Genomic DNA, 19,560 nt, shown 5'->3' with positions numbered 1-19,560 from the left:
CCACGGAGGCCGGGGTGGCGGTAGGGTTCGGCCAGACTGATCGGGTTTTTCATCGCCTTTAATTTCAACATATCATGGTGCAGTTTTGGTTGCTTCGCTTGTTTTTTTGTCCTGCCCTGTAGTAAAAAAATAGCTCGCTATTAAATTCCCGGGCTGTGTGGCCGGGCTGAGATTTCCAAAAGGATACTGTTGTGAATAGAACAGGGACTAGAGTCATGCTGGTTTTTGGCGATCCGATCGCGCATTCGCTGTCGCCGCTGATGCAGAATGCCGCTTTGCAGAAAGCGGGAGTCAATGCCGTTTACGGAGCCTGCCGGGTTCCCAAAGAGCAGATTGGAGCAGCGGTGGCCGCTGTTCGCCTGCTGAATGTCTGGGGTGTCAACCTGACGGTTCCCCTGAAGGAAGTCGTTTGTCCTTTCCTTGATGAGCTTGACCCTGCCGCGCAACTGATCGGTGCGGTCAATACCATCGTCAACCGGGACGGTCACCTGGTGGGGTATAACACCGATGTCTATGGAGTCCGGCGGACCCTGGATCTTGATCTCGGGTTTGATCCGGCCGGAAAGCGGGTGATGATTCTCGGGGCGGGTGGGGCCAGCCGGGCCGCTATCGTTGCCCTATGCCAGGCCGGAGCCGCTTCTCTCGGCATTGCCAACCGCACCGTCGCGCGGGCCGAAACGCTCATTGCCGAATTTGCCCCGGCATTTCCGAAGACCGCTTTTCACGCCTGCTCGCTGTCCTCCCTTGACCTTGGCAATGGCTTGAAGAAGGCCGATCTGCTTATCAATGCCACCTCGGTGGGGTTGAAAGGGGATCGTTTTGTCGACTTCCCCTGGCCGGCGCTGCCTGACCATGCCCCGGTGCTCGATATCGTCTACAGCACTGAAGAGACGTCTTTTGTCGCCGCCGCCAAACGCCATGGCCATATGGCTACCGGCGGGCTCGGCATGCTCGCTGCCCAGGGGGAGAAAGCCTTCGAACTCTGGACCGGGATTGCGCCACAAGAGTGGCTGATGCGTTCCTGTCTGAATGCCGCCCAGGGTAAACCCACTCTGCTGCCGATGGAAGGCAACCTGTTGGCCGGCATGATCGGTTCCTGAAACTGTCCTGATCACCACTGCCGAACGAATTTCCCTTCTTGGGAGGGGCGGTAAATTTCTCATCAGGGATTAAAAAAACGCAGCCGAATTCGGCTGCGTTTTTTTTGGCGAAGACAACTCTTCCCTGCCTCGTGGAACAGATAACTCATCCGCTCCCCATAGTGCTAAAATTTTGGATCTCTCAAAAGATTCCCCCCTGAGTTAGCGTAAAAAATACCTGAAATCTCAAAAAATGACTTGACAGAAAGGCCGTTAAGGTCTAGAAATATCAGGTAAATTCATACAAAAATAGTAATATTTAAAGACTGCCAATTGTATGTCTTGAGCCTATCCGTGCGTTAAAAAATGTCACCAGGAAGACCGGTTATTTACGGTCTAAAATATAACTAAAATTGTCATTAATTGATGGTCAACCCGTTTTTCTCATACCGTGATTCAGGCTGAAAGAAGGAGGGCAGGGGAGGGCGCCTGCACAGACACTATGTCTAACTAGGTAAAACATCCAAAGGAGAGGAACATGACAATGAAATGGCACGGAAAGGTATTGCTTGGGCTTACAATTATTACCGTTATGGTTTGCTTTTTGGCCGGAACTGCCACCGCCGATGAGTACAAAAAATTTGGGGTCAGGGTCAGGGGGCTCGGAATCTTCCCTGATGCCAAAGCTGACAGTGCCCTGTCCAGTCTCGATCTGGACGTTTCCGAGGATTTGACTCCGGAACTTGACCTGGAGTACTGGTTTACACCTTACCTCTCTACCGAGCTGATCCTGGGTGTCAGCCGGCATGACATTACCGCGGGTAGCGACTATGTCGGCAGTACCTGGCTGCTGCCGCCGACTTTGACTCTGAAATATCACTTCATGCCCGACGGCAAAATCAGTCCCTACGTGGGGGCCGGGATCAACTATGTGATCCCGTTTAAAGAAAAACTCAATCTGACCAATGACTTCAGCATCGACAGTAGCTTGGGCTGGGCTGCCCAGGTCGGCGTTGACCTTGCCCTGGGCAACGACTGGTATGCCAACCTGGATCTCAAGTATCTCAATCTTGAAACCGAGATGGATATTGCCGGGACGAAATACGATCTGGATCTTAACCCGCTGGTGGTCGGAATCGGGGTCGGGTACCGGTTCTAGACTTTCTGCCGCGGCGCCCTCCGCTGAGGTTTTGCTCTCTTTATTCTCCCCGGCCTCTGGTCGGGGAGGGTAGTTTCTCGCCTGTTGTCACCACCTCTGTTGCACTAAGTCACTCAGAAACTGCCTCTTTCTTAATCGTTATCCGTTTGCTGCTGATTAATAAATTGCCCCCCTGTGACCGATCATTATACATTGACACGACCAGTGACCCTGATTGCAAACAGCGTGCGATGGTTTTGAGCCATGCGAGGATGGACTTTAAAGATACTGGGGGGATTTCTGGCGGTCATGTTTGTGATCGCTTATTTTGACTTCGGGTCCGTGCAGCGCATCACCTCTGATCCGGTCGGTCATGTCTTGCCGGGTGGAAGTGCTGAGCCAGGACTGAAGAGTGATGCTGTTGCCGAAACAGCCAAAAGTCACTTGGCCTTGGCTGAACGCTATCTCTCCCTGGATGACCTGATTGCGGATCAGCGGGCCGCGGGCTATCTCAAAATCGGAAGTTTTGGCGATCACTGGCCGGGCCAGGTAGAAGAGATCAGCGTCGACAATGACAGTATCTCTTTCCTCAGGCAGGACGGAACCCGGCATAAGTATAAGGGATTTGACGGGTACCGGTTGAAAATGGTGAGGTTGAGCGCCGCTGGCAAAGAGACGATCGTCATTTTCCGCTCGACGGGCAAGAGGTAGTTTGGGTGACTTCATAAAGCATGGCTAAAGAAAGACAGCGTCCGCATTCTGAAATTGCGGACGCTGTTTTGTTGCCGGTTCAATATGAAACCTGAATTCACTATCTCACTATCAATAAACGAAGGTCTCCAGACGGACCTTGGGCAGCAGGCTCGGCGCGCCGGTCAGATATTCATCGACGCAGCGGGCGACTTCGCGCCCTTCGCTGATGGCCCAGACCACCAGACTTTGGCCGCGGCGGCTGTCGCCTGCGGCAAACACGCCGTCCACCGAACTCATCCGTGTCTTTTGATCGGTTTTAATATTGGAGCGCGGGTCGGTGACGCAGCCGCACTGTTCGATCAGGGCCGGTCGCGGTCCCAGAAAGCCCATGGCCAACAAGACCAGGTCACACTTCCAGATCTTTTCACTGCCGGCGACCTTCTCTGGACGGCCGCTCGACCAGTCAACCTTGACCGTTTCCAGCCCGGTGACTTTCCGACCGCTGCCGATAAACCGGGTGGTCATGATTTCATAATGAACGTCGCCGCCCATGACCTGCATCTCTTCCATGGAGGAACTGATTCGCAGAATTCGTGACCATTGCGGCCAGGGGTTTGACTCCAGCCGGTCGAGAGGGGGCTGACCGAGAAGCTCGAAGTTGATGACGCTGGTGGCGCCCTGGCGGATCGAAGTGCCGATACAGTCGGAGCCGGTGTCGCCGCCGCCGATGACAATCACCCGTTTCCCCTTGGCGTTGATCGGCTGATGTTTCGGATGCAGGGCCGCCACATCGCTGTCGCCCCAATTGGCGCGGTTCTGCTGGGGCAGGAATTCCATGGCAAAATGAATCCCGTCCAGGTCGCGGCCGCTTACCGGCAGGTCGCGTGGCTCTTCAGCGCCGGTGGCTATGACCACGGCATCGTGAGCTTTTTTAATTTTTGCAAACGGGGTGTCGTGACCGACCTCGCAATTGAAGTGGAAATTGACCCCCTCTTCAATCAGCAGATCAATCCGCCGCTGGACTTTTTCCTTGCGCAGTTTGTAGTGGGGAATGCCGTACATCAACAAGCCCCCGGCGCGGTCCGCCTTTTCATAAACCGTGACCTGATGACCGGCCCGGTTAAGCTGTTGGGCACAGGCGAGTCCGGCCGGCCCGCCGCCGATGATGGCAACGGTTTTACCGCTGCGGCGCACAGGCGGTTGCGGTACGATCCAGCCTTCTTCAAAGGCCTTGTCGATAATCGAGACCTCGTGCAACTTGATATTCACCGGAGGTTCATTAATGCCCAGCACGCAGGAGGTTTCACAGGGGGCCGGGCAGACCCGGCCGGTGAATTCCGGAAAGTTATTGGTGGCATGCAGGGCTTTAAGGGCCTGTTGCCATTGACCCCGGTAGACCAGGTCATTCCATTCCGGAATCAGATTCCCCAACGGGCAGCCGCTCATGCAGAAGGGGACGCCACAATCCATGCAGCGGGCTGCCTGGGTTTTGACCTCTTCTTCAGACGGGTAGTTATAGTGTTCGTCGTGATGATGCAAACGGTCCTGGACCGGTTGAATGGTCTTGTCACGGCGACCGTATTTGATAAATCCGCGAGGATCAGCCATGGACGGCCTCCTTTATCGTATTCGCCTTGGCTGCTGTCTCGGCCAGTACCCGGCGGTATTCGTGAGGGAAGACACGCACGAAGCGGGTCAGTTGTTCATCCCAGGCTGCCAGGATTTCCGCAGCCCGTGGTGAGGCGGTCAGTTCATAGTGGGTTTTAATTGTCTCTTTCAGCCACGCGACATCTTCGTCATCGGCAGACATCTGTTCGATATCGACCATGGCCGGGTTGCAGCGCCGCCGGAAACGGTTGTCTTCGTCCAGGACATAGGCGAAGCCACCCGACATTCCTGCTGCGAAGTTGCGTCCGGTCATGCCCAGGCAGACCACCCGGCCGCCGGTCATGTACTCGCAGCCATGATCGCCGGTCCCTTCGACCACGGCAGTCACGCCCGAGTTACGGACACAGAAGCGTTCGCCGGCTTTGCCGGCAAAAAAGGCCTGGCCGCCGGTCGCCCCGTAAAGGACGGTGTTGCCGGCAATGGAGTTCTCATGCCAGACAAAGGGTGCTTTTTCGTCCGGGCGGATGACAATGCGGCCGCCAGCCATCCCTTTGCCGACATAGTCGTTGGCTTCTCCGACCAGGTGCAGGTTGATGCCGGGGGCCAGGAAGGCGCCGAAACTCTGCCCGGCAATACCGCGCAGGTTGACATTGATGGTGCCGTCCGGCAGGCCGTCGCGGCCGTGCAGTTTGGCGACCATCCCTGACAACATGGTGCCGAAGGTCCGGTTCGAGTTGCGGATGTTCAGGTCGATGGTGACCTGCTCCTTGCGTTCCAGGGCCGGTGCGGCAAGGTTGATCAGCTGGTGATCGAGCTGTTTGTCCAGGCCGTGATCCTGCCCCTGAATACGCCGGGTGGCGACCTCCGGAGCGACCTCGGGTTTGACCAGAATCCGTGAATAATCGAGGCCCTGGTTTTTCCAGTGTTTGATCGCCTGATCCATCTCCAGGTACTGGGTCTGGCCGATCAGCTCATCCAGCGAACGGACACCCAGTTCAGCCAGCAGTTCGCGGATTTCTTCGGCGAGGAAGTTGAAATAGTTGACCACATGCTCGGGTTTGCCGGCAAATTTGCCGCGCAGAGCGGCATCCTGGGTGGCAACCCCGACCGGGCAGGTGTTGAGATGACACTTGCGCATCATGATGCAACCGACGGTAACCAGGGCGACGGTGGCAAAGGCATATTCCTCGGCCCCGAGCAGGGCCGCGATGACTACGTCCCGGGCGGTCCGCAACTGGCCGTCGGTCTGCACGATAATCCGGCCGCGCAGGTCATTGAGGACCAGGGTCTGCTGGGTTTCGGCCAAGCCGATCTCCCAGGGCATGCCGGCGTGCTTGATGGAGGAGATCGGCGAAGCGCCGGTTCCGCCGTCATAGCCGGAGATGATGACCCGCTCCGCGTGCCCTTTACTGACCCCGGCGGCAACCGTACCGACACCGACTTCGCTGACCAGCTTGACCGTGATATCGGCCTCGGGGTTGCAGTTTTTCAGGTCGAAAATCAGCTGGGCCATATCTTCAATGGAGTAAATGTCATGGTGCGGCGGCGGTGAGATCAAGGTCACACCGGGCACGCTGTAGCGCAGCTCGCCAATATATTCACTGACTTTGTGACCCGGCAGCTGGCCGCCTTCACCCGGCTTTGCGCCCTGGGCGATTTTGATCTGCAGCTCGTCGGCGTTGACCAGGTAGTGGGGGGTGACCCCAAAGCGGCCGGACGCCACCTGCTTGATGGCGCTGCGGCGCAGATCGCCGTTGGCGTCCGGAGTATAACGGCGCGGATCTTCGCCCCCTTCACCGGTGTTCGATTTGCCGCCGATGCGGTTCATGGCGATGGCCAGGGTCTCATGGGCTTCGCTCGAGATCGACCCCAGGCTCATGGCCCCGGTGCAGAAACGTTTAACAATGGCGCTGGCCGGTTCGACTTCGTCCAATGGCACGGGCTGATTCAGCTTCTTGAATTTGAACAGGCCGCGCAGAGTGTAGAGCTGTTCGCTCTGATCATCGACCATCCGCGAGAAGAGCTTGAACTCTTCACGGTCTCCGGAGCGGACCGCGTGCTGCAGCAAGGCGATCACCTCGGGATTCATCAGGTGCAGTTCGCCGTCGCGGCGCCAGTGGTACTCTGAACCCCGCTCCAGGTCACGGTTGATGTCAATCTGGTCGGTAAAGGAGACCCGGTGGCGGAGCAAGCTCTCGGTGGCGATTTCGGTGATTCCGGCCCCGCCGATGCGGCTGGCGGTTCCGGGGAAGTATTTGCCGGTGAACTCTTCATTCAGGCCGACAATTTCAAAAATCTGCGCGCTGCAGTAACTCTGCAGGGTGCTGATCCCCATTTTGGAGAAGACTTTGAGCAGGCCTTTGCCCGCGGCCTTGATGAAGTTCTGGATATATTTATTGACCACGTCGGTATTTTCATCGGCCTGGTCATTGCCATCAAAACCGGGCAGTAAGCCCTGGTTGACCATGTCCTGCAGGGTTTCGAAGGCCAGGTATGGATTGATGGCCGCGGCGCCGAATCCGATCAGCAGGGCGAAGTGGTGGACTTCGCGGGCCTCGCCGGTTTCCACGATCAGCGAGCACTGGCTGCGTTTGCCGGCCCGGATCAGGTGGTGATGAATGCCGGCCAGGGCCAGCAGCGCCGGGATCGGGGCTTTCTCGGTACAGACTCCGCGGTCGGACAGCACCAGAATGGTGCGCCCCGCGTCAACGGCAACCTCGGCTTCGACAAAGAGTTCTTCCAGGCGTTTTTCCAGCCCGGCGGGACCCTGCTGGGCGTCGAACAGGGTACTCAGGGTGGTGCCGCGGAAGTTCTGCAGGTCGCTGTGGCGCAACTGCTCGAGCACATCGTTGGTGATGATCGGGTGGTCCAGCTCCAGCATCTGGCAGTGTTCCGGTCCCGGCATCAGGATGTTCCGCGCCGGCCCCAGGTACTGGGTGAGGCTCATGACCACCTCTTCGCGCAACGGATCGATGGGCGGGTTGGTGATTTGGGCAAACAACTGCTTAAAATACCAATAGAGCAGTTTGCTGTTTTTGGACAGCGGCGCAACCGGGGTGTCGGTCCCCATGGAGCCGACCGGTTCCTGCCCGTTGAGGGCCATCGGCGCCATGATCATGCGCATTTCTTCCAGGGTGTAGCCGAAGCTGCCCTGGGTCCGCCGCAGTTCGCTGAGTCCCGGGACCCGTTTGGTGGCCGGGGCCGGCAGATCGTCGAGGCGGATCAGGTATTCGCTGACCCAGGATGAATAGGGATGGGCTGCGGCCAGGTCATGTTTGATCTCCTGGTCTTCCTGGAACTCGCCGGTTTCAACATCGACCAGAATCATTTTTCCGGGAGCCAGACGCTCTTTGCGGAGAATTTTTTCCGGCGGGATATCCAGCACCCCGGCCTCCGAGGCGTAGATGATTTCATCGTCCGCGGTAACCCAGTAGCGGGCCGGACGCAGGCCGTTACGGTCGAGGATGGCCACCACCTGTTTGCCGTCGCAGGCCACGATGTTGGCCGGACCGTCCCAGGGCTCCATCATGGTCGCATGATATTCGAAGAAACCTTTGACATGCGGGTGGAGGTTGGCTTTGGAGGCCCAGGCTTCCGGGACCATCATGGCCAGAGAGTGGGCCAGACTGCGGCCGGTCACCACCAACAGCTCCAGAGCATTATCGAAACAGGCGGTGTCTGAACTCCCCTCGATGATCACCGGGTCCAGGTCGGCCACCCCTTCGGCCAGGTCCATGTGGGCGAACAGGGCGGTCCGCCCGCGCATCCGGTTGATATTGCCGCGCAGGGTGTTGATTTCACCGTTATGGGCGACATAGCGGAACGGCTGGGCCAGATCCCAGGTTGGGAAGGTATTGGTACTGTAGCGCTGATGGACAAAGGCGATGGCACTGACCAGGCGTTCGTCATCCAGTTCCGGGAAAAAGGTGTTCAATTGTTCGGACAGCAGCATTCCTTTATAAAGAATGGTGCGGCTGGACAGGGAACAGACGTAAAACATCTCGTCTCCGGCCAGCTTATCTTTGCGGATGGCATTTTCGGTGCGCTTGCGGGCCAGGTACAGCATCAGTTCGAGCTGGGCCGTTTCAACGCTGCCGCGGCCGACGAAGACCTGCATGACATGGGGTTCCGCCGAACGGGCATTGCGGCCGATGGTGCTGCCGTCGGTGGTGATTTCACGCCAGCCGAGTACGGCACAGCCGACCCGCTGAAGTTCGCGGTTGAAGACTTCGATGCAGGTTTCACGATCGGTTTGCTTGCGGGGCAAAAAGACGATTCCCGCGCCGTATTCACCTTCTGCCGGCAGTTCGAAGTCACAGACTTCGCGATAAAAAGCGTCAGGCATCTGAATCATCAGCCCTGCGCCGTCACCATCCAGCGGGTCGGCGCCCACGGCCCCACGATGGGTCAGATTGCAGAGGATTTCAATACCACGTTTAACAATACTATGACTTTTCCGGCCTTTGATGTTGGCGACAAAGCCGACACCACAGTTGTCGTGTTCGTTGGCTGGATCGTAAAGGCCCTGAGCGGGCGGCATGCCTGTAGTCTTCATCTGTTCTTATCCTGCGTTTATGGGTTTCCCGAGTCAGCTCCTGAAAAAAGGAACAAAAAGTCAACAAGCCAAGAGACGGTTCCCGGAACGGTAAAGGCTTATTATTTAGTTTGTTGGGGGGGTGATGCTCGGATGAACTTTAGTCTGCCTGAAGTTTGCTTCCTGACAGGATCTCGCAGCAGTTTAGTTTTTTTGCAGCAAAAAGTAAAGATCTGCTGATAATGTCGTCCAAAATTCATGACTTCAAGGTTCTGATGGGTTGCTGCCAGCATCCCGGGAGGAAAACCGCATCGAGAGGTTCGCGGGATTTGACAATGTCTGCGGCTGTGGCGAAAAAGAACCTAAAATCAGTTCAGTAGAAGATGGCTTTGGCGCGGGAGGAAGCTTGAGCAGCGGGTTGAGACGGTAGCAAAAAGATAAAGTTTTGCGCTGATGCCTTGATGTCTTTTTACCGGTTTGGACTAAAGAATTTTCGGAGATTCCCAGCGGTCAGGTTAAAAATGGCAACCTTCTCGCTAAGATGTGCTAGAATTTCGCGCCGGAATTTTCAATACTTTTTTTATGGAGTTTGTCGAATGAATCGCGATTTAGCAATGGCCTTCTCCCGAGTCACCGAAGGGGCGGCGTTGGCAGGTTACAAATGGCTGGGCCGGGGCGATAAAAATGCCGCGGACGGAGCGGCGGTTGAAGTGATGCGCTGCCTGCTCAATAAAACAGAGATCAGGGGTGAGATTGTCATCGGCGAAGGGGAGATTGATGACGCACCCATGCTCTATATCGGCGAGCAGGTCGGTCGCGGCGGCGATGAGGTCGATATCGCCGTCGATCCCATCGAAGGGACCCGTATGACCGCCATGGGGCAGTCCAACGCCCTGTCCGTGCTGGCTGCCGGGGAAAAGGGGAGTTTCCTGCGGGCACCGGACATGTACATGGAAAAACTGGTGGTGGGCCCTGGTGCCAAAGGGTGTATCGATCTGGATAAGCCGCTGATGGAAAATCTGCGCAATATCGCCATTGCTCTCAATAAACCGCTTCAGGAACTGGTGGTCATCACCCTGGCCAAACCGCGCCACGACCAGGTCATTGCAGAGATGCAGCAGCACGGCGTGCGGGTCTTTGCCGTCCCGGACGGCGATGTCGCCGCATCCATCCTCTCCTGCATGCCCGACAGCGATGTCGATGCCATGTATTGTATCGGTGGCGCGCCGGAAGGTGTGGTCTCGGCCGCAGTGATCCGGGCCTTGAACGGCGATATGCAAGGGCGCCTGCTGCCCCGTCATCAGGTCAAAGGCGACACCGAAGAGAACCGCCGCCATGGTGCCAAAGAACTGGAGCGCTGTGCCGAAATGGGCGTTGAAGCCGGAAAGCTGCTCAAACTGGAAGATATGGCGCGTAGTGAAAACGTGGTGTTCGCCGCGACCGGCATCACCAAAGGGGATCTCCTTGAGGGGATCAGTCGGAAAGGTGACATCGCTACCACCGAAACCCTGGTGATCCGCGGCCGCTCCCGTACCATCCGGCGCATTAAATCGATCCATTACCTGGATCGCAAAGATCCGGAAGTGCGCGATATTATCATGTGATTTGTAGCCAGCCAGGCAGTCCGCAACAAGGGCGGTCTGAACCCTGTTACCGGAAAAGGCCGCGTTATGCGGCCTTTTCTGTTTGCGGCCGCTGACAATTGGGCGCCTTGTTCTGTCCGTCGTTCTCCCCTGGACGCTGGAAAAAAAACCTTCGATAGACAATAATGGACCAACGGGCGTTGACAAAGTCCATCCCTGGGCTCGACAGACTGTTTTTAAATAGCCTGCTTGGCGATCCACCGTAAAGGAGTTTGAAATGAAAAGATTGAAGTTGGGCTGGCCGCTGTTGTTGGGGCTGGTCATGATATCCCTGACCGGCTGCAAGGACGGCCCGCTGGACTTGTCAATTCGCTACGACTCATTGGACAATTTGAAACCCCGGGCTCCAGTGTATTACCAGTCCACCCGGGTTGGCCAAGTGGAGAAAATTTCTTCCACCCGGAACGGCGATTACCTGGTCGAGATTGCCATCGACCCGGATCAGCGCAGCGTGGCCACGGATCATTCCCGATTTTATCTGACCTATGATCCGACCGATGCCGAGCAGACCGCCCTGGTGATTGAACAGGATCCCCCTGGCGGAACGGTCCTGGCCGCTGGCAGTATCGTGGCGGGCGAAAAACGCCTGGGGCTGATCAACCGCCTGGCCAGCAGCCTGCAGCAGGCCGAAAGCGAAGCCGCGAAACAACTCAACCAGGCCCTGGCCAGCCTGCAGGGATCGTTGTCGGCAGGGTCGCAGCGTCTGAACGCGCAGCTGGAAAGCTCCCTCACCGAGATCGAGAATTATTTCCGCGATCTTGATCAATCCCTGAATTCTCCCCGCAACAAAGAAGAGCTCCGGCAGCTGCAACAGTCCTTGGATGCTTTTGTCGCAGAATTCAACCGTGCCGGGCAGGAACTGCAAAATAAGCTTCGCGAAGAGGTCCTGCCGCAGTTGCGGCAGCAGCTGGAGGCGCTGAAGAAGCGTCTGGAGCGGGAGCACAAGACCGAGGAGGCCCAGCAGGTGGATGGTGAGCTGGAGCGGATATTGAGTGTTTAACGGTCGAATCGGGTGCCCGGAGCAATGAACAGCTCGGATTCCGGTCAGACCGTCCCCCGCGCTACCTGTTTGGCCCCACCATCATCGCAACGGAGCTTTTTCAAGCCTGAAAGGTTTACTCATGAAAGATGCAAAAACCGCAACCCGGCAGTTGGCCAGAGAATACGCCGCGCAGGGTGATCCGGACGGCTGGTTCGAGGAATTTTACGCCCGGGCCGACGGCGATATTCAAAAAGTTTACTGGGCCGACCTGGAACCGAACCCTTTGCTGGTTGATTGGCTGGAAGAAAACCCGGCTCCGCCCGGTCGTCGCGCCATTACCATCGGTTGCGGTCTGGGCGACGATGCCGAGTTGCTGGCCCAGTACGGTTATCAGGTGGTGGCCTTTGATATCTCTGCCTCCGCCATTGCCATGTGCCGGCAGCGCTACCCCGCCAGTCGCGTGGACTACCTGGTGGCCGATCTGTTTGACTATCCTGAGCAATGGCGGCGCAGCTTTGATCTGGTCTATGAATGCAACACGGTCCAGATCCTCAGTGGTGAGAACCGGGCCAAATCCATTGTCGCCATTGCTGAACTGGCCGCTCCGCTGGGAGAAGTGCTGGTCTCCTGCCGCAGTCGCGATGGGGACGTGAATCCGCAGGCCTTTCCCATTGAACTGGACCGGGATGAAATTGACGGCTTTCAGCGGGCCGGCTTGCTCGAGACCCACTTTCTTGCCTATGATGATCATCAGGACCCGCCGGTGCCGCACTTCTTCGCGGTCTATCAGCGTCCGCCAGCTGCTTAAGGGCAGTGCGTTTCCGGGGTTTTGAGGAACTCACGCAGCAGGCTGTTGACTTGCTCGGGATGGGTCATCAGGGTGGCGTGACCGCCGTTGTGAATAATCTTCAGGGTGCTGTCAGGAAGCAGCCGGGCCATCAGCTCGGTATGCTCCAGGGTGACGATGTCGTGATCACCGACAATCACCAGGACCGGTGCGGTAATCCGCCGCAGGTCGGCGGCGCTGAACTTCGGCCCGTTGCGCCAGAGCTTTTTCAACCGTTTCTCCAGTTCGCTGAGCTTTGCCCCGGCTCCGGTCCACCAGCGATACAGCCAGTACTTCAGCCCGGTGGACAATTCGAAGTTGTCCTGCTGGGCCAGGGGTGTTAATCCCGCAGGGTCGTAATTACCGCTGATGGAAACAATCCTGGCGACTCGTTGTGGCCAGAGTTCGGCCATGAGTAAGGCGGTATTGGCTCCATCGCTCCAGCCGACAATATCGGTCCGACCGATCTGTAGCTGATCGAGCACGGCCAGCGCGTCGTTGGCCAATAGCCGATAACTCAATTCACCCTGCCCCAGGGCGGAAAGCCCATGCCCCCTGGAATCGACCAGAATCAGTCGATAGCCGCAATCCGCCAGCGCGGGCAGCTGAGAGAACCAGCTCAGCTTGTTGCTGAGGCCACCATGCAACAGCAGGACCGGCTGCCCCTGGCCGTAAACCTGATAATGGATTGCGCTGTTGTCCGAGATGACGACACCGCTGCGGACCGGGATATCGGTGGTAAACTGCCACCACAGGTAGCGCAGGAAATGGCTCGACAGCGGGATCAGGTAGAAGAATGTCGCCACGAGCAGCAACAGGATAAGACTGGTCAGGAACATAACAGCTTTCATCGCATTTTTTCAAAAGCAAACAAAGCGATCAACATAACCGCTTTGGGTCTGTCTCCTGTTGCTAAGTTTACCGCAGCAGCGGGCCAGCGGCGGCATTTTGTGCGGTTTATTTTTTGTCGCCCTGGTTGCCGTCGGACCGATTGCCGGGCCTCATTGAAGTGCAGGGGAAAGAGCGGTTTTCTTTTTACAGGGCATTTGTTAGCCTTGAAGCAATGTTGTAGTAAACTCGGGACTGTCCCCAGGGTCATCGGGAGCTGTCCCAAGAGTTTGCGAGCCATGAAACTGTCGCGGTTAACACCGCAAAGACCTGGGACAGCCCCCGTGCGGGGACAATCCCGGTTTTGCTGCTAGCGACTCTTAAACGAGCGCCATTCGGGGGCTGTCCCAAGAGTTTGCGAGCCATGAAACTGTCGCGGTTAGCACCGCAAAGACCTGGGACAGCCCCCGTGCGGGGACAGTCCCGGTTTTGCTGCCATCGACTCTTAAACGAGCGCCATTCACGGCCGTCCCTTACTTTTGCAGCGGAGCGTACCCATGACCTCTATTCAACGTCTTCCTTTCGCCCAGATCCAGCAGGAACTCAGCCGTATCCTGCTTGAGCTAGGTTTGGCAACCGATAAAGCGCAGCGCTGTGCGGAGATTTTCACCCAGAACAGCTGTGACGGCGTGGCGTCCCACGGGCTGAACCGTTTTCCGGCTTTTGTCGAAGCGATCAAAAGCGGCCTGGTCGATATCAAGGCCGAGTCCGAACGGGTGTCATTCTTCGGGGCCATGGAACAGTGGGACGGGCAGCGGGGAATCGGGCTGCTCAATGCCGAACGGGCCATGCAGCGGGCGCTTCATTTGGCGCGTGAGCATGGCATCGGTTGCGTTGGCTTGCGCAACACCAACCACTGGATGCGCGGTGGTACTTACGGACTGCTTGCGGCCGAGGCCGGCTGCATCGGGATCTGCTGGACCAATACCATGGCGCTGCTCCCACCTTGGGGCGCGGCTGAGAAAAAGATCGGCAATAACCCGCTGGTCATAGCCATTCCTAACGGGGAGAGCCCGATCCTGCTGGACATGGCGATGAGTCAATTTTCCAACGGCAAGCTCGAAGTTCTGCGGCGGCGTGGCGAACAGCTCCCCCTGGTTGGCGGTTATGATCAGAATGGGGACTTGACCACCGACCCGGATGCCATCCTGCAATCACGTCGGGCCCTGCCCATCGGCTTCTGGAAAGGGTCGGGGCTGGCCTTTGCCCTTGATCTGCTTGCCGCCCTGATCAGCGCTGGTGATACGACCACCGAGATCAGCCGCCGCGGCCCGGAAACCGGAGTCTCCCAGGTCTTCATCGCCATCGACAGCATCTCACGGGCAGGGAGTGCTGCTGACGCGCAGCTACAGACCGCCATCGCTGAATTCCTTGCTACTCCGTCGCTGGACGGAGGTGCTGCCATTCGCTATCCCGGCCAGGGGATGCTGGCAACCCGGCAGGAGAACCTGCGGGCGGGCATCCCGGTGGAAACAGACCTTTGGGAAGCAATTCTCCGGCTGTAATACTTATTGCTGATCTGCTTAATAAATAATCAATGTGGTGAAAAAAACAGCAGGTCGCGGCCTGGAGTTTCGGCTTCAGGCCTTTTTTATGGCTTTTGCAGCTTTGGCATGGCTGCTGCAGGGTCTGTTAGCTATACAAAGAGCAGCTAGGGTTCCGATCCGTACAACAGGGTGTCTGGTCCGAGAGCTGCGTTCCTGGCGGTGAACAGCGCCAGGGTACACGGCGGGATAAAAGCCCGGGAGATTCGTGAGGGTTGGCGACGATTGCCAAAACCTTGGTTTCTCCGTCAGCCCTCTCAACTTATTTCAGGAGGTCTGACACCATGAGAAAGCGTATCTTTGTAACACTTCTGCTGGCAGTTTTTGTGACTGCCTCCCTGTCCACATCCGCATTTGCCGAAAAACGCAAGCATTTCAAACTGGCCTGGTCCATTTATGTCGGCTGGATGCCCTGGGGCGAAGCTGCCGCCCAGGGGATTGTCAAAAAGTGGGCCGACAAATACGGCATCGAGATCGAAGTCGTTCAATTCAACGATTATATCGAATCCATCAATCAATACACCGCCGGCGCTTTTGACGGGGTGACCGCGACCAACATGGACACCCTGGCCATCCCCTGCGTCGGCGGGATCGATACCACCGCCCTGCTGGTCGGCGACTTCTCCAACGGCAACGACGCGGTGATCCTCAAGGGCACCGACAAACTGGCTGACATCAAGGGGCAGTCGGTTAATCTGGTGGAACTGTCCGTGTCCCACTATCTGCTGGCCCGGGCGCTTGACTCGATCAAGCTGAGCGAGCGCGATATCAATGTGATCAATACCTCGGATGCGGACATGATCGCCGCCTACTCGACGCCGGATGTCACCGCCGTGGTCACCTGGAATCCGCTGGTCGCCGAGATCATGTCCATGCCCGATGCCCACAAGGTCTTTGATTCCAGCAATATCCCTGGTGAAATTATCGACCTGACCGTGGTCAACACCGATGTTCTCAAGGACAATCCCGAGTTCGGCAAAGCCCTGACCGGCGCCTGGTACGAGATGATGGCGTTGATGAAGCGGGATGATGCGGCCGGTAAAGAGGCTCGGGCCGCCATGGGCAAGGCCTCCGGCACCGATCTGGCCGGTTACGATATGCAGCTGAACAGCACCAAGATGTTTTTCCGTCCCGAGGAAGCCGTCTACTTCGGCCAGAGTCAGCAACTGCACCGGACCATGGATACGGTCCGCAACTTCCTCTTTGAACACGGCCTGCTCGGCGACGCCGCCCCCAGCCCGGATGTGGTCGGTATTGCTTTCCCGGACGGCAAGATTCTCGGTGACAAAGGGAATGTGAAGTTCCGCTTTGATACCTCGTTCATGGAACTGGCTGCCAAATACAAGCTTTAGCAGGATGTTGGAAAGGCCTGCTCCGAGGCTTTTTCAGGCAGGGCAGGGGGAAGCGTTTTTCCCCCACCCTGCAAAATGTAAGACCCTTTTGGAATGAATTGACACCTCTGTTGCGCAAGGAAAGCTGCTGATCATGAAAGTTCGCATGATTAATCGAAAACCCGACCGGCATCTGAGTATTTTTCTGACTCTGCTGCCGTTTGCCCTGGTGCTGCTGGCTTATGTCGTCGGTTCCGAAATCCGCCTGGCCGCGAACCCCAACGACAAGCTGCTGCCCGGCCTGCATTCCTTTGCCGATGCCATTGCCCGGGTCGCCTTCGAGCCGGATAAGCGCAGCGGGGACTACCTGCTCTGGACCGACACCCTGGCCAGTCTGGCGCGGCTTGGTTGCGGCATGCTGGTCGCCACCTTGCTCGGGATGACCGTGGGCGTGCATATCGGCCTGCTGCCCCTGTTCAGGGCCGGGCTGCTGCCTTTTGTCACGGTGGTCTCCATGCTGCCGCCGCTGGCGGTGCTGCCGATCCTGTTCATTGTCTTCGGTCTGGGTGAGGTGGCCAAGGTGGCGTTGATCGTCATCGGCATCACCCCGGTGATCATTCGCGATATCGCTCTGCGGGTGGAGGAAATCCCCCGCGAACAGCTGATCAAGGCCCAGACCCTGGGGGCCAGTTCCTGGCAGCTGGCCGTGCGGGTGATCCTGCCCCAGGTCTGGCCGCGGCTCATCGATGCGGTACGCCTGACTCTCGGTTCGGCCTGGCTGTTCCTGATTGCGGCTGAGGCCATTGCTGCCCAGAGCGGTCTCGGCTACCGGATCTTCCTGCTCCGCCGTTATCTGGCCATGGACACGATCCTGCCCTATGTGGCCTGGATCACCTTCCTGGCCTTTTCTCTCGATTTTTTACTGCGCCGGACGCAAAGCCTGCTGTTCCCCTGGTTTGCCGCAGAAAGGGGGCGTTGATGTCTCACGTCAAGGTGGACAAAGTCTGGAAGCGCTTCGGCACCCAGCCGGTGCTGGAAAATATCAATCTGGATGTGGAATCCGGTTCCTACGTGTCCATCGTTGGACCGTCCGGCTGTGGAAAATCGACCTTTCTGCGCCTGCTGCTCAGCCAGGAGCAACCCAGCGAAGGGAGCATTCTTCTTGACGGCGCGGCAATTTCCCCGGAGCCGTCCCAGGAGCGGGGAGTGGTGTTCCAGCGCTATTCGGTGTTTCCGCACCTGAACGTGCAGGAGAATGTCGCTCTGGGGCTGGAATTTGCCCAGGCACCCCTGCTTGGCAAGCTGTTCGGCCGCAAGAAGCGGACGGTCCTGGAGGAATGCCGTCATTACCTCGATTCCGTGGGGCTGGATGCGGCGCGCGACAAGTATCCGTCCGAACTGTCCGGCGGCATGCAGCAGCGGCTGGCCATTGCCCAGGCGCTGATCAAAAAGCCCAAGGTGCTGCTGTTGGATGAGCCCTTCGGGGCTCTTGATCCGGGCATCCGGGCCGATATCCATCAGCTGATGCTGCGGCTCTGGCGGGAAACCGGGATGACCGTCTTCATGGTCACCCACGATCTGCGCGAAGCCTTCCATCTGGGTAACCGGATTATCGTCTTCGACCGGCACCGGACCCGCGAGGAAGAACTGCCCTACTATGGGGCGACCATTACCATGGATCTCAAGCTTAACGACAACGACCCGCTCAAAGCGCGGGCCATGGAACATTATCAAAATCAGAACAAGGACAGCTTCGCCCTGCCGGAACTGCAGGCGGGCTGAATCACGTTGGTTCCGGCCGGGACGACCCGGTCATGGCCGCGGCCGATAAAGGAACAAACCCGGGACGACCCGGATGCGCACAAACCCTGTGCGACAAGGAGAGACCTGATGAACGATTCTCAATCCATTCTCTACCAGGACTGCATCCCCGGCGGTGCCCACTGGTCCATGCTGATGCGGCGCGGCACCCAGCTGCGCCTGACCGATGTCGAAGGCGGCGCCAACCTGGCGATGCTCTTCTACAATCCCCTCAATTTGCTGGAACGCTATAACGCGCCCGATACCCTGAAATGCCAGCACACCTTCAAATTGACCGCAGGGCATTGCCTGTATTCGGATATGGGGCGGATCTTCTGCTCGATTATTGAGGACAGCCTGGGCTGGCACGACACGGTCAGCGGCGATACCGATGACGCCATGATCGAAAAGAAATGGGGACGGCGCTCCTACCAGGAGTGCGGCAACGACTGGACCCTGAGCGGCCGCCACAGCTTTTTGGTTGAAGCGGGCAAATACGGTCTGGGCAAGCGCGACCTGATGGGCAATGTCAACTGGTTCAGCAAGGTGACTGTCGACGGCGACGGGGGCATGACCTTTGTCCCGGATCACAGCAAAGCCGGCGCTTCGGTGGTGTTGCGCTTTGAGATGGACACCCTGGTGCTGCTGCATACCTGTCCCCATCCCTTAAACCCTGCCTCCAGCTACCCGGTCAAGCCGGTCAATTACCAGATCAGCAAGGCTGCTCCGGTGACCGAGGACGACCTGTGCCGAAATTCCCGCCCGGAAAACGGGCGCGGTTTCGAAAACAATCGTCTTTACCATCTTGGCCTGTAAGAGGAGGAACTCATGATCAAGGAAAGTATTTACCATGTCGACAACGCTGCCTGGCGCAAAGTGGTCCCGGCCGGCGATTACCTGATGGAAACGGTGAAAAAAGGGCAAGTGGTGCGGATTCTCGATATGGAGGGGAACCAGGCCGCCGACACCATTTTTTATAATGCGGCCGATCCCAGCGAACGCTACAGCGCCTTCAATACCATCCGCGAGCAGGGGAACATCTACCTCAGCGCCGGGACCCGGCTGCTCTCCAACGACGGCAACCTGATGCTCGACATTATTGCCGATACCTGCGGCCGTCATGACACCCTGGGTGGTGCCTGCGCCACCGAATCGAACACGGTCCGCTACGCCCTGGAAAAGAAATGCATGCACGCCTGCCGCGACAGCTGGTTGCTGGCGTTGGCCGAGAATCCGCAGTATGGCATGGACAAGCGGGATATCCCGGAGAATATCAATTTCTTCATGAACGTCCCGGTGACTCCCGAGGGTGGCCTGACTTTCGAGGACGGGATCAGCGATGCAGGCAAGTACGTCGAACTGCAAGCCCACATGGACATTATTATCCTGGTCTCCAACTGTCCGCAGTTGAACAACCCCTGTAACGCCTACAACCCGACTCCGGTGGAAATCCTCGTCTGGGACGGCGCTGTTGCAGCCTGACCGCGGGGGGAG

Annotated in this window: 15 protein-coding genes and 1 riboswitch; of the genes, 12 read left to right on the top strand and 3 right to left on the bottom strand. The window is 57.7% G+C overall.

The window, feature by feature from the left end:
* Positions 1–191: 191 nt before the first annotated feature.
* From aroE to N909_RS0101745, 3 genes are all read left to right on the top strand, one after another.
* Positions 192–1,100 (top strand): shikimate dehydrogenase, encoded by a 909-nt coding sequence (gene aroE, locus N909_RS0101755; RefSeq protein WP_155005837.1) that lies wholly within the window; start codon positions 192–194, stop codon positions 1,098–1,100.
* A 517-nt stretch (positions 1,101–1,617) separates the two neighbouring features.
* On the top strand, positions 1,618–2,238 hold the full coding sequence (locus tag N909_RS0101750) for an OmpW/AlkL family protein (RefSeq protein ID WP_051689446.1): 621 nt from the start codon (positions 1,618–1,620) through the stop codon (positions 2,236–2,238).
* A gap of 243 nt (positions 2,239–2,481) precedes the next feature.
* Positions 2,482–2,928 carry a hypothetical protein gene (locus N909_RS0101745; RefSeq protein WP_155005836.1) on the top strand — a complete coding sequence of 149 codons (447 nt, stop codon included), beginning with the start codon at positions 2,482–2,484 and terminating at the stop codon, positions 2,926–2,928.
* Positions 2,929–3,039: 111 nt separating this feature from the next.
* Here the strand turns inward: N909_RS0101745 and N909_RS0101740 are convergent, their stop codons facing one another.
* Positions 3,040–4,518 (bottom strand): glutamate synthase subunit beta, encoded by a 1,479-nt coding sequence (locus N909_RS0101740; protein WP_029910456.1) that lies wholly within the window; start codon positions 4,516–4,518, stop codon positions 3,040–3,042.
* The gene (gene gltB, locus N909_RS0101735; RefSeq protein ID WP_036682635.1) at positions 4,511–9,073 is read right to left on the bottom strand and encodes a glutamate synthase large subunit; all 4,563 of its coding nucleotides are present in this window, start codon (positions 9,071–9,073) and stop codon (positions 4,511–4,513) included. Before gltB ends, N909_RS0101740 begins: the two co-directional genes overlap by 8 nt.
* A 575-nt stretch (positions 9,074–9,648) precedes the next feature.
* On the opposite strand from gltB, the gene glpX reads away from it, so the two are divergent.
* From glpX to N909_RS0101720, 3 genes are all read left to right on the top strand, one after another.
* Positions 9,649–10,656: a class II fructose-bisphosphatase gene (gene glpX, locus N909_RS0101730; protein WP_029910450.1), complete on the top strand. Its 1,008-nt coding sequence runs from the start codon at positions 9,649–9,651 to the stop codon at positions 10,654–10,656.
* Positions 10,657–10,912: 256 nt separating this feature from the next.
* Positions 10,913–11,695 carry an MlaD family protein gene (locus N909_RS0101725; protein WP_029910448.1) on the top strand — a complete coding sequence of 261 codons (783 nt, stop codon included), beginning with the start codon at positions 10,913–10,915 and terminating at the stop codon, positions 11,693–11,695.
* Between the two features lie 121 nt (positions 11,696–11,816).
* Positions 11,817–12,485: a class I SAM-dependent methyltransferase gene (locus N909_RS0101720; protein ID WP_029910445.1), complete on the top strand. Its 669-nt coding sequence runs from the start codon at positions 11,817–11,819 to the stop codon at positions 12,483–12,485.
* Here N909_RS0101720 and N909_RS0101715 read toward each other — a convergent pair.
* Positions 12,482–13,342, bottom strand: a complete 861-nt coding sequence (locus N909_RS0101715; protein ID WP_051689445.1) for an alpha/beta fold hydrolase — start codon at positions 13,340–13,342, stop codon at positions 12,482–12,484. The two genes, N909_RS0101720 and N909_RS0101715, sit on opposite strands and share 4 nt — an antisense overlap.
* 546 nt (positions 13,343–13,888) lie before the next feature.
* On the opposite strand from N909_RS0101715, the gene yiaK reads away from it, so the two are divergent.
* From yiaK to N909_RS0101685, 6 genes are all read left to right on the top strand, one after another.
* Positions 13,889–14,896, top strand: a complete 1,008-nt coding sequence (gene yiaK, locus N909_RS0101710) for a 3-dehydro-L-gulonate 2-dehydrogenase (RefSeq protein ID WP_051689444.1) — start codon at positions 13,889–13,891, stop codon at positions 14,894–14,896.
* Between the two features lie 135 nt (positions 14,897–15,031).
* Positions 15,032–15,141, top strand: a riboswitch (guanidine-I (ykkC/yxkD leader).
* Positions 15,142–15,219: 78 nt separating this feature from the next.
* Positions 15,220–16,287 (top strand): putative urea ABC transporter substrate-binding protein, encoded by a 1,068-nt coding sequence (locus N909_RS0101705; protein ID WP_029910435.1) that lies wholly within the window; start codon positions 15,220–15,222, stop codon positions 16,285–16,287.
* 133 nt (positions 16,288–16,420) lie between these two features.
* Positions 16,421–17,245, top strand: coding sequence for an ABC transporter permease (locus N909_RS0101700; protein ID WP_029910432.1), 825 nt, complete (start codon positions 16,421–16,423; stop codon positions 17,243–17,245).
* Positions 17,245–18,048, top strand: a complete 804-nt coding sequence (locus N909_RS0101695; protein WP_051689443.1) for an ABC transporter ATP-binding protein — start codon at positions 17,245–17,247, stop codon at positions 18,046–18,048. The genes N909_RS0101700 and N909_RS0101695 overlap by 1 nt, the downstream gene beginning before the upstream one ends.
* A 108-nt stretch (positions 18,049–18,156) precedes the next feature.
* Positions 18,157–18,882 carry an urea amidolyase associated protein UAAP1 gene (locus tag N909_RS0101690; RefSeq protein WP_029910426.1) on the top strand — a complete coding sequence of 242 codons (726 nt, stop codon included), beginning with the start codon at positions 18,157–18,159 and terminating at the stop codon, positions 18,880–18,882.
* Positions 18,883–18,894: 12 nt separating this feature from the next.
* A complete protein-coding gene (locus N909_RS0101685; RefSeq protein WP_029910423.1) occupies positions 18,895–19,548 on the top strand; it encodes an urea amidolyase associated protein UAAP2 in 654 nt (217 codons plus the stop codon).
* The last annotated feature ends 12 nt before the right edge of the window (positions 19,549–19,560 follow it).

It is taken from the genome of Pelobacter seleniigenes DSM 18267 (genome assembly GCF_000711225.1).
In the GTDB taxonomy this organism is placed as follows: Bacteria; Desulfobacterota; Desulfuromonadia; order Desulfuromonadales; family Geopsychrobacteraceae; genus Seleniibacterium; species Seleniibacterium seleniigenes.
The sequence above is the reverse complement of the archived record's forward strand: the minus strand, read 5'-3'. Positions and strand labels throughout refer to the sequence as shown.

Coding starts and splice junctions, on each gene's coding strand:
- N909_RS0101750 (WP_051689446.1), top strand. CDS start 1,618: ATGACAATGAAATGGCACGGAAAGGTATTGCTTGGGCTTACAATTATT.
- N909_RS0101745 (WP_155005836.1), top strand. CDS start 2,482: ATGCGAGGATGGACTTTAAAGATACTGGGGGGATTTCTGGCGGTCATG.
- N909_RS0101740 (WP_029910456.1), bottom strand. CDS start 4,518: ATGGCTGATCCTCGCGGATTTATCAAATACGGTCGCCGTGACAAGACC.
- gltB (WP_036682635.1), bottom strand. CDS start 9,073: ATGAAGACTACAGGCATGCCGCCCGCTCAGGGCCTTTACGATCCAGCC.
- glpX (WP_029910450.1), top strand. CDS start 9,649: ATGAATCGCGATTTAGCAATGGCCTTCTCCCGAGTCACCGAAGGGGCG.
- N909_RS0101725 (WP_029910448.1), top strand. CDS start 10,913: ATGAAAAGATTGAAGTTGGGCTGGCCGCTGTTGTTGGGGCTGGTCATG.
- N909_RS0101720 (WP_029910445.1), top strand. CDS start 11,817: ATGAAAGATGCAAAAACCGCAACCCGGCAGTTGGCCAGAGAATACGCC.
- N909_RS0101715 (WP_051689445.1), bottom strand. CDS start 13,342: ATGTTCCTGACCAGTCTTATCCTGTTGCTGCTCGTGGCGACATTCTTC.
- yiaK (WP_051689444.1), top strand. CDS start 13,889: ATGACCTCTATTCAACGTCTTCCTTTCGCCCAGATCCAGCAGGAACTC.
- N909_RS0101705 (WP_029910435.1), top strand. CDS start 15,220: ATGAGAAAGCGTATCTTTGTAACACTTCTGCTGGCAGTTTTTGTGACT.
- N909_RS0101700 (WP_029910432.1), top strand. CDS start 16,421: ATGAAAGTTCGCATGATTAATCGAAAACCCGACCGGCATCTGAGTATT.
- N909_RS0101695 (WP_051689443.1), top strand. CDS start 17,245: ATGTCTCACGTCAAGGTGGACAAAGTCTGGAAGCGCTTCGGCACCCAG.
- N909_RS0101690 (WP_029910426.1), top strand. CDS start 18,157: ATGAACGATTCTCAATCCATTCTCTACCAGGACTGCATCCCCGGCGGT.
- N909_RS0101685 (WP_029910423.1), top strand. CDS start 18,895: ATGATCAAGGAAAGTATTTACCATGTCGACAACGCTGCCTGGCGCAAA.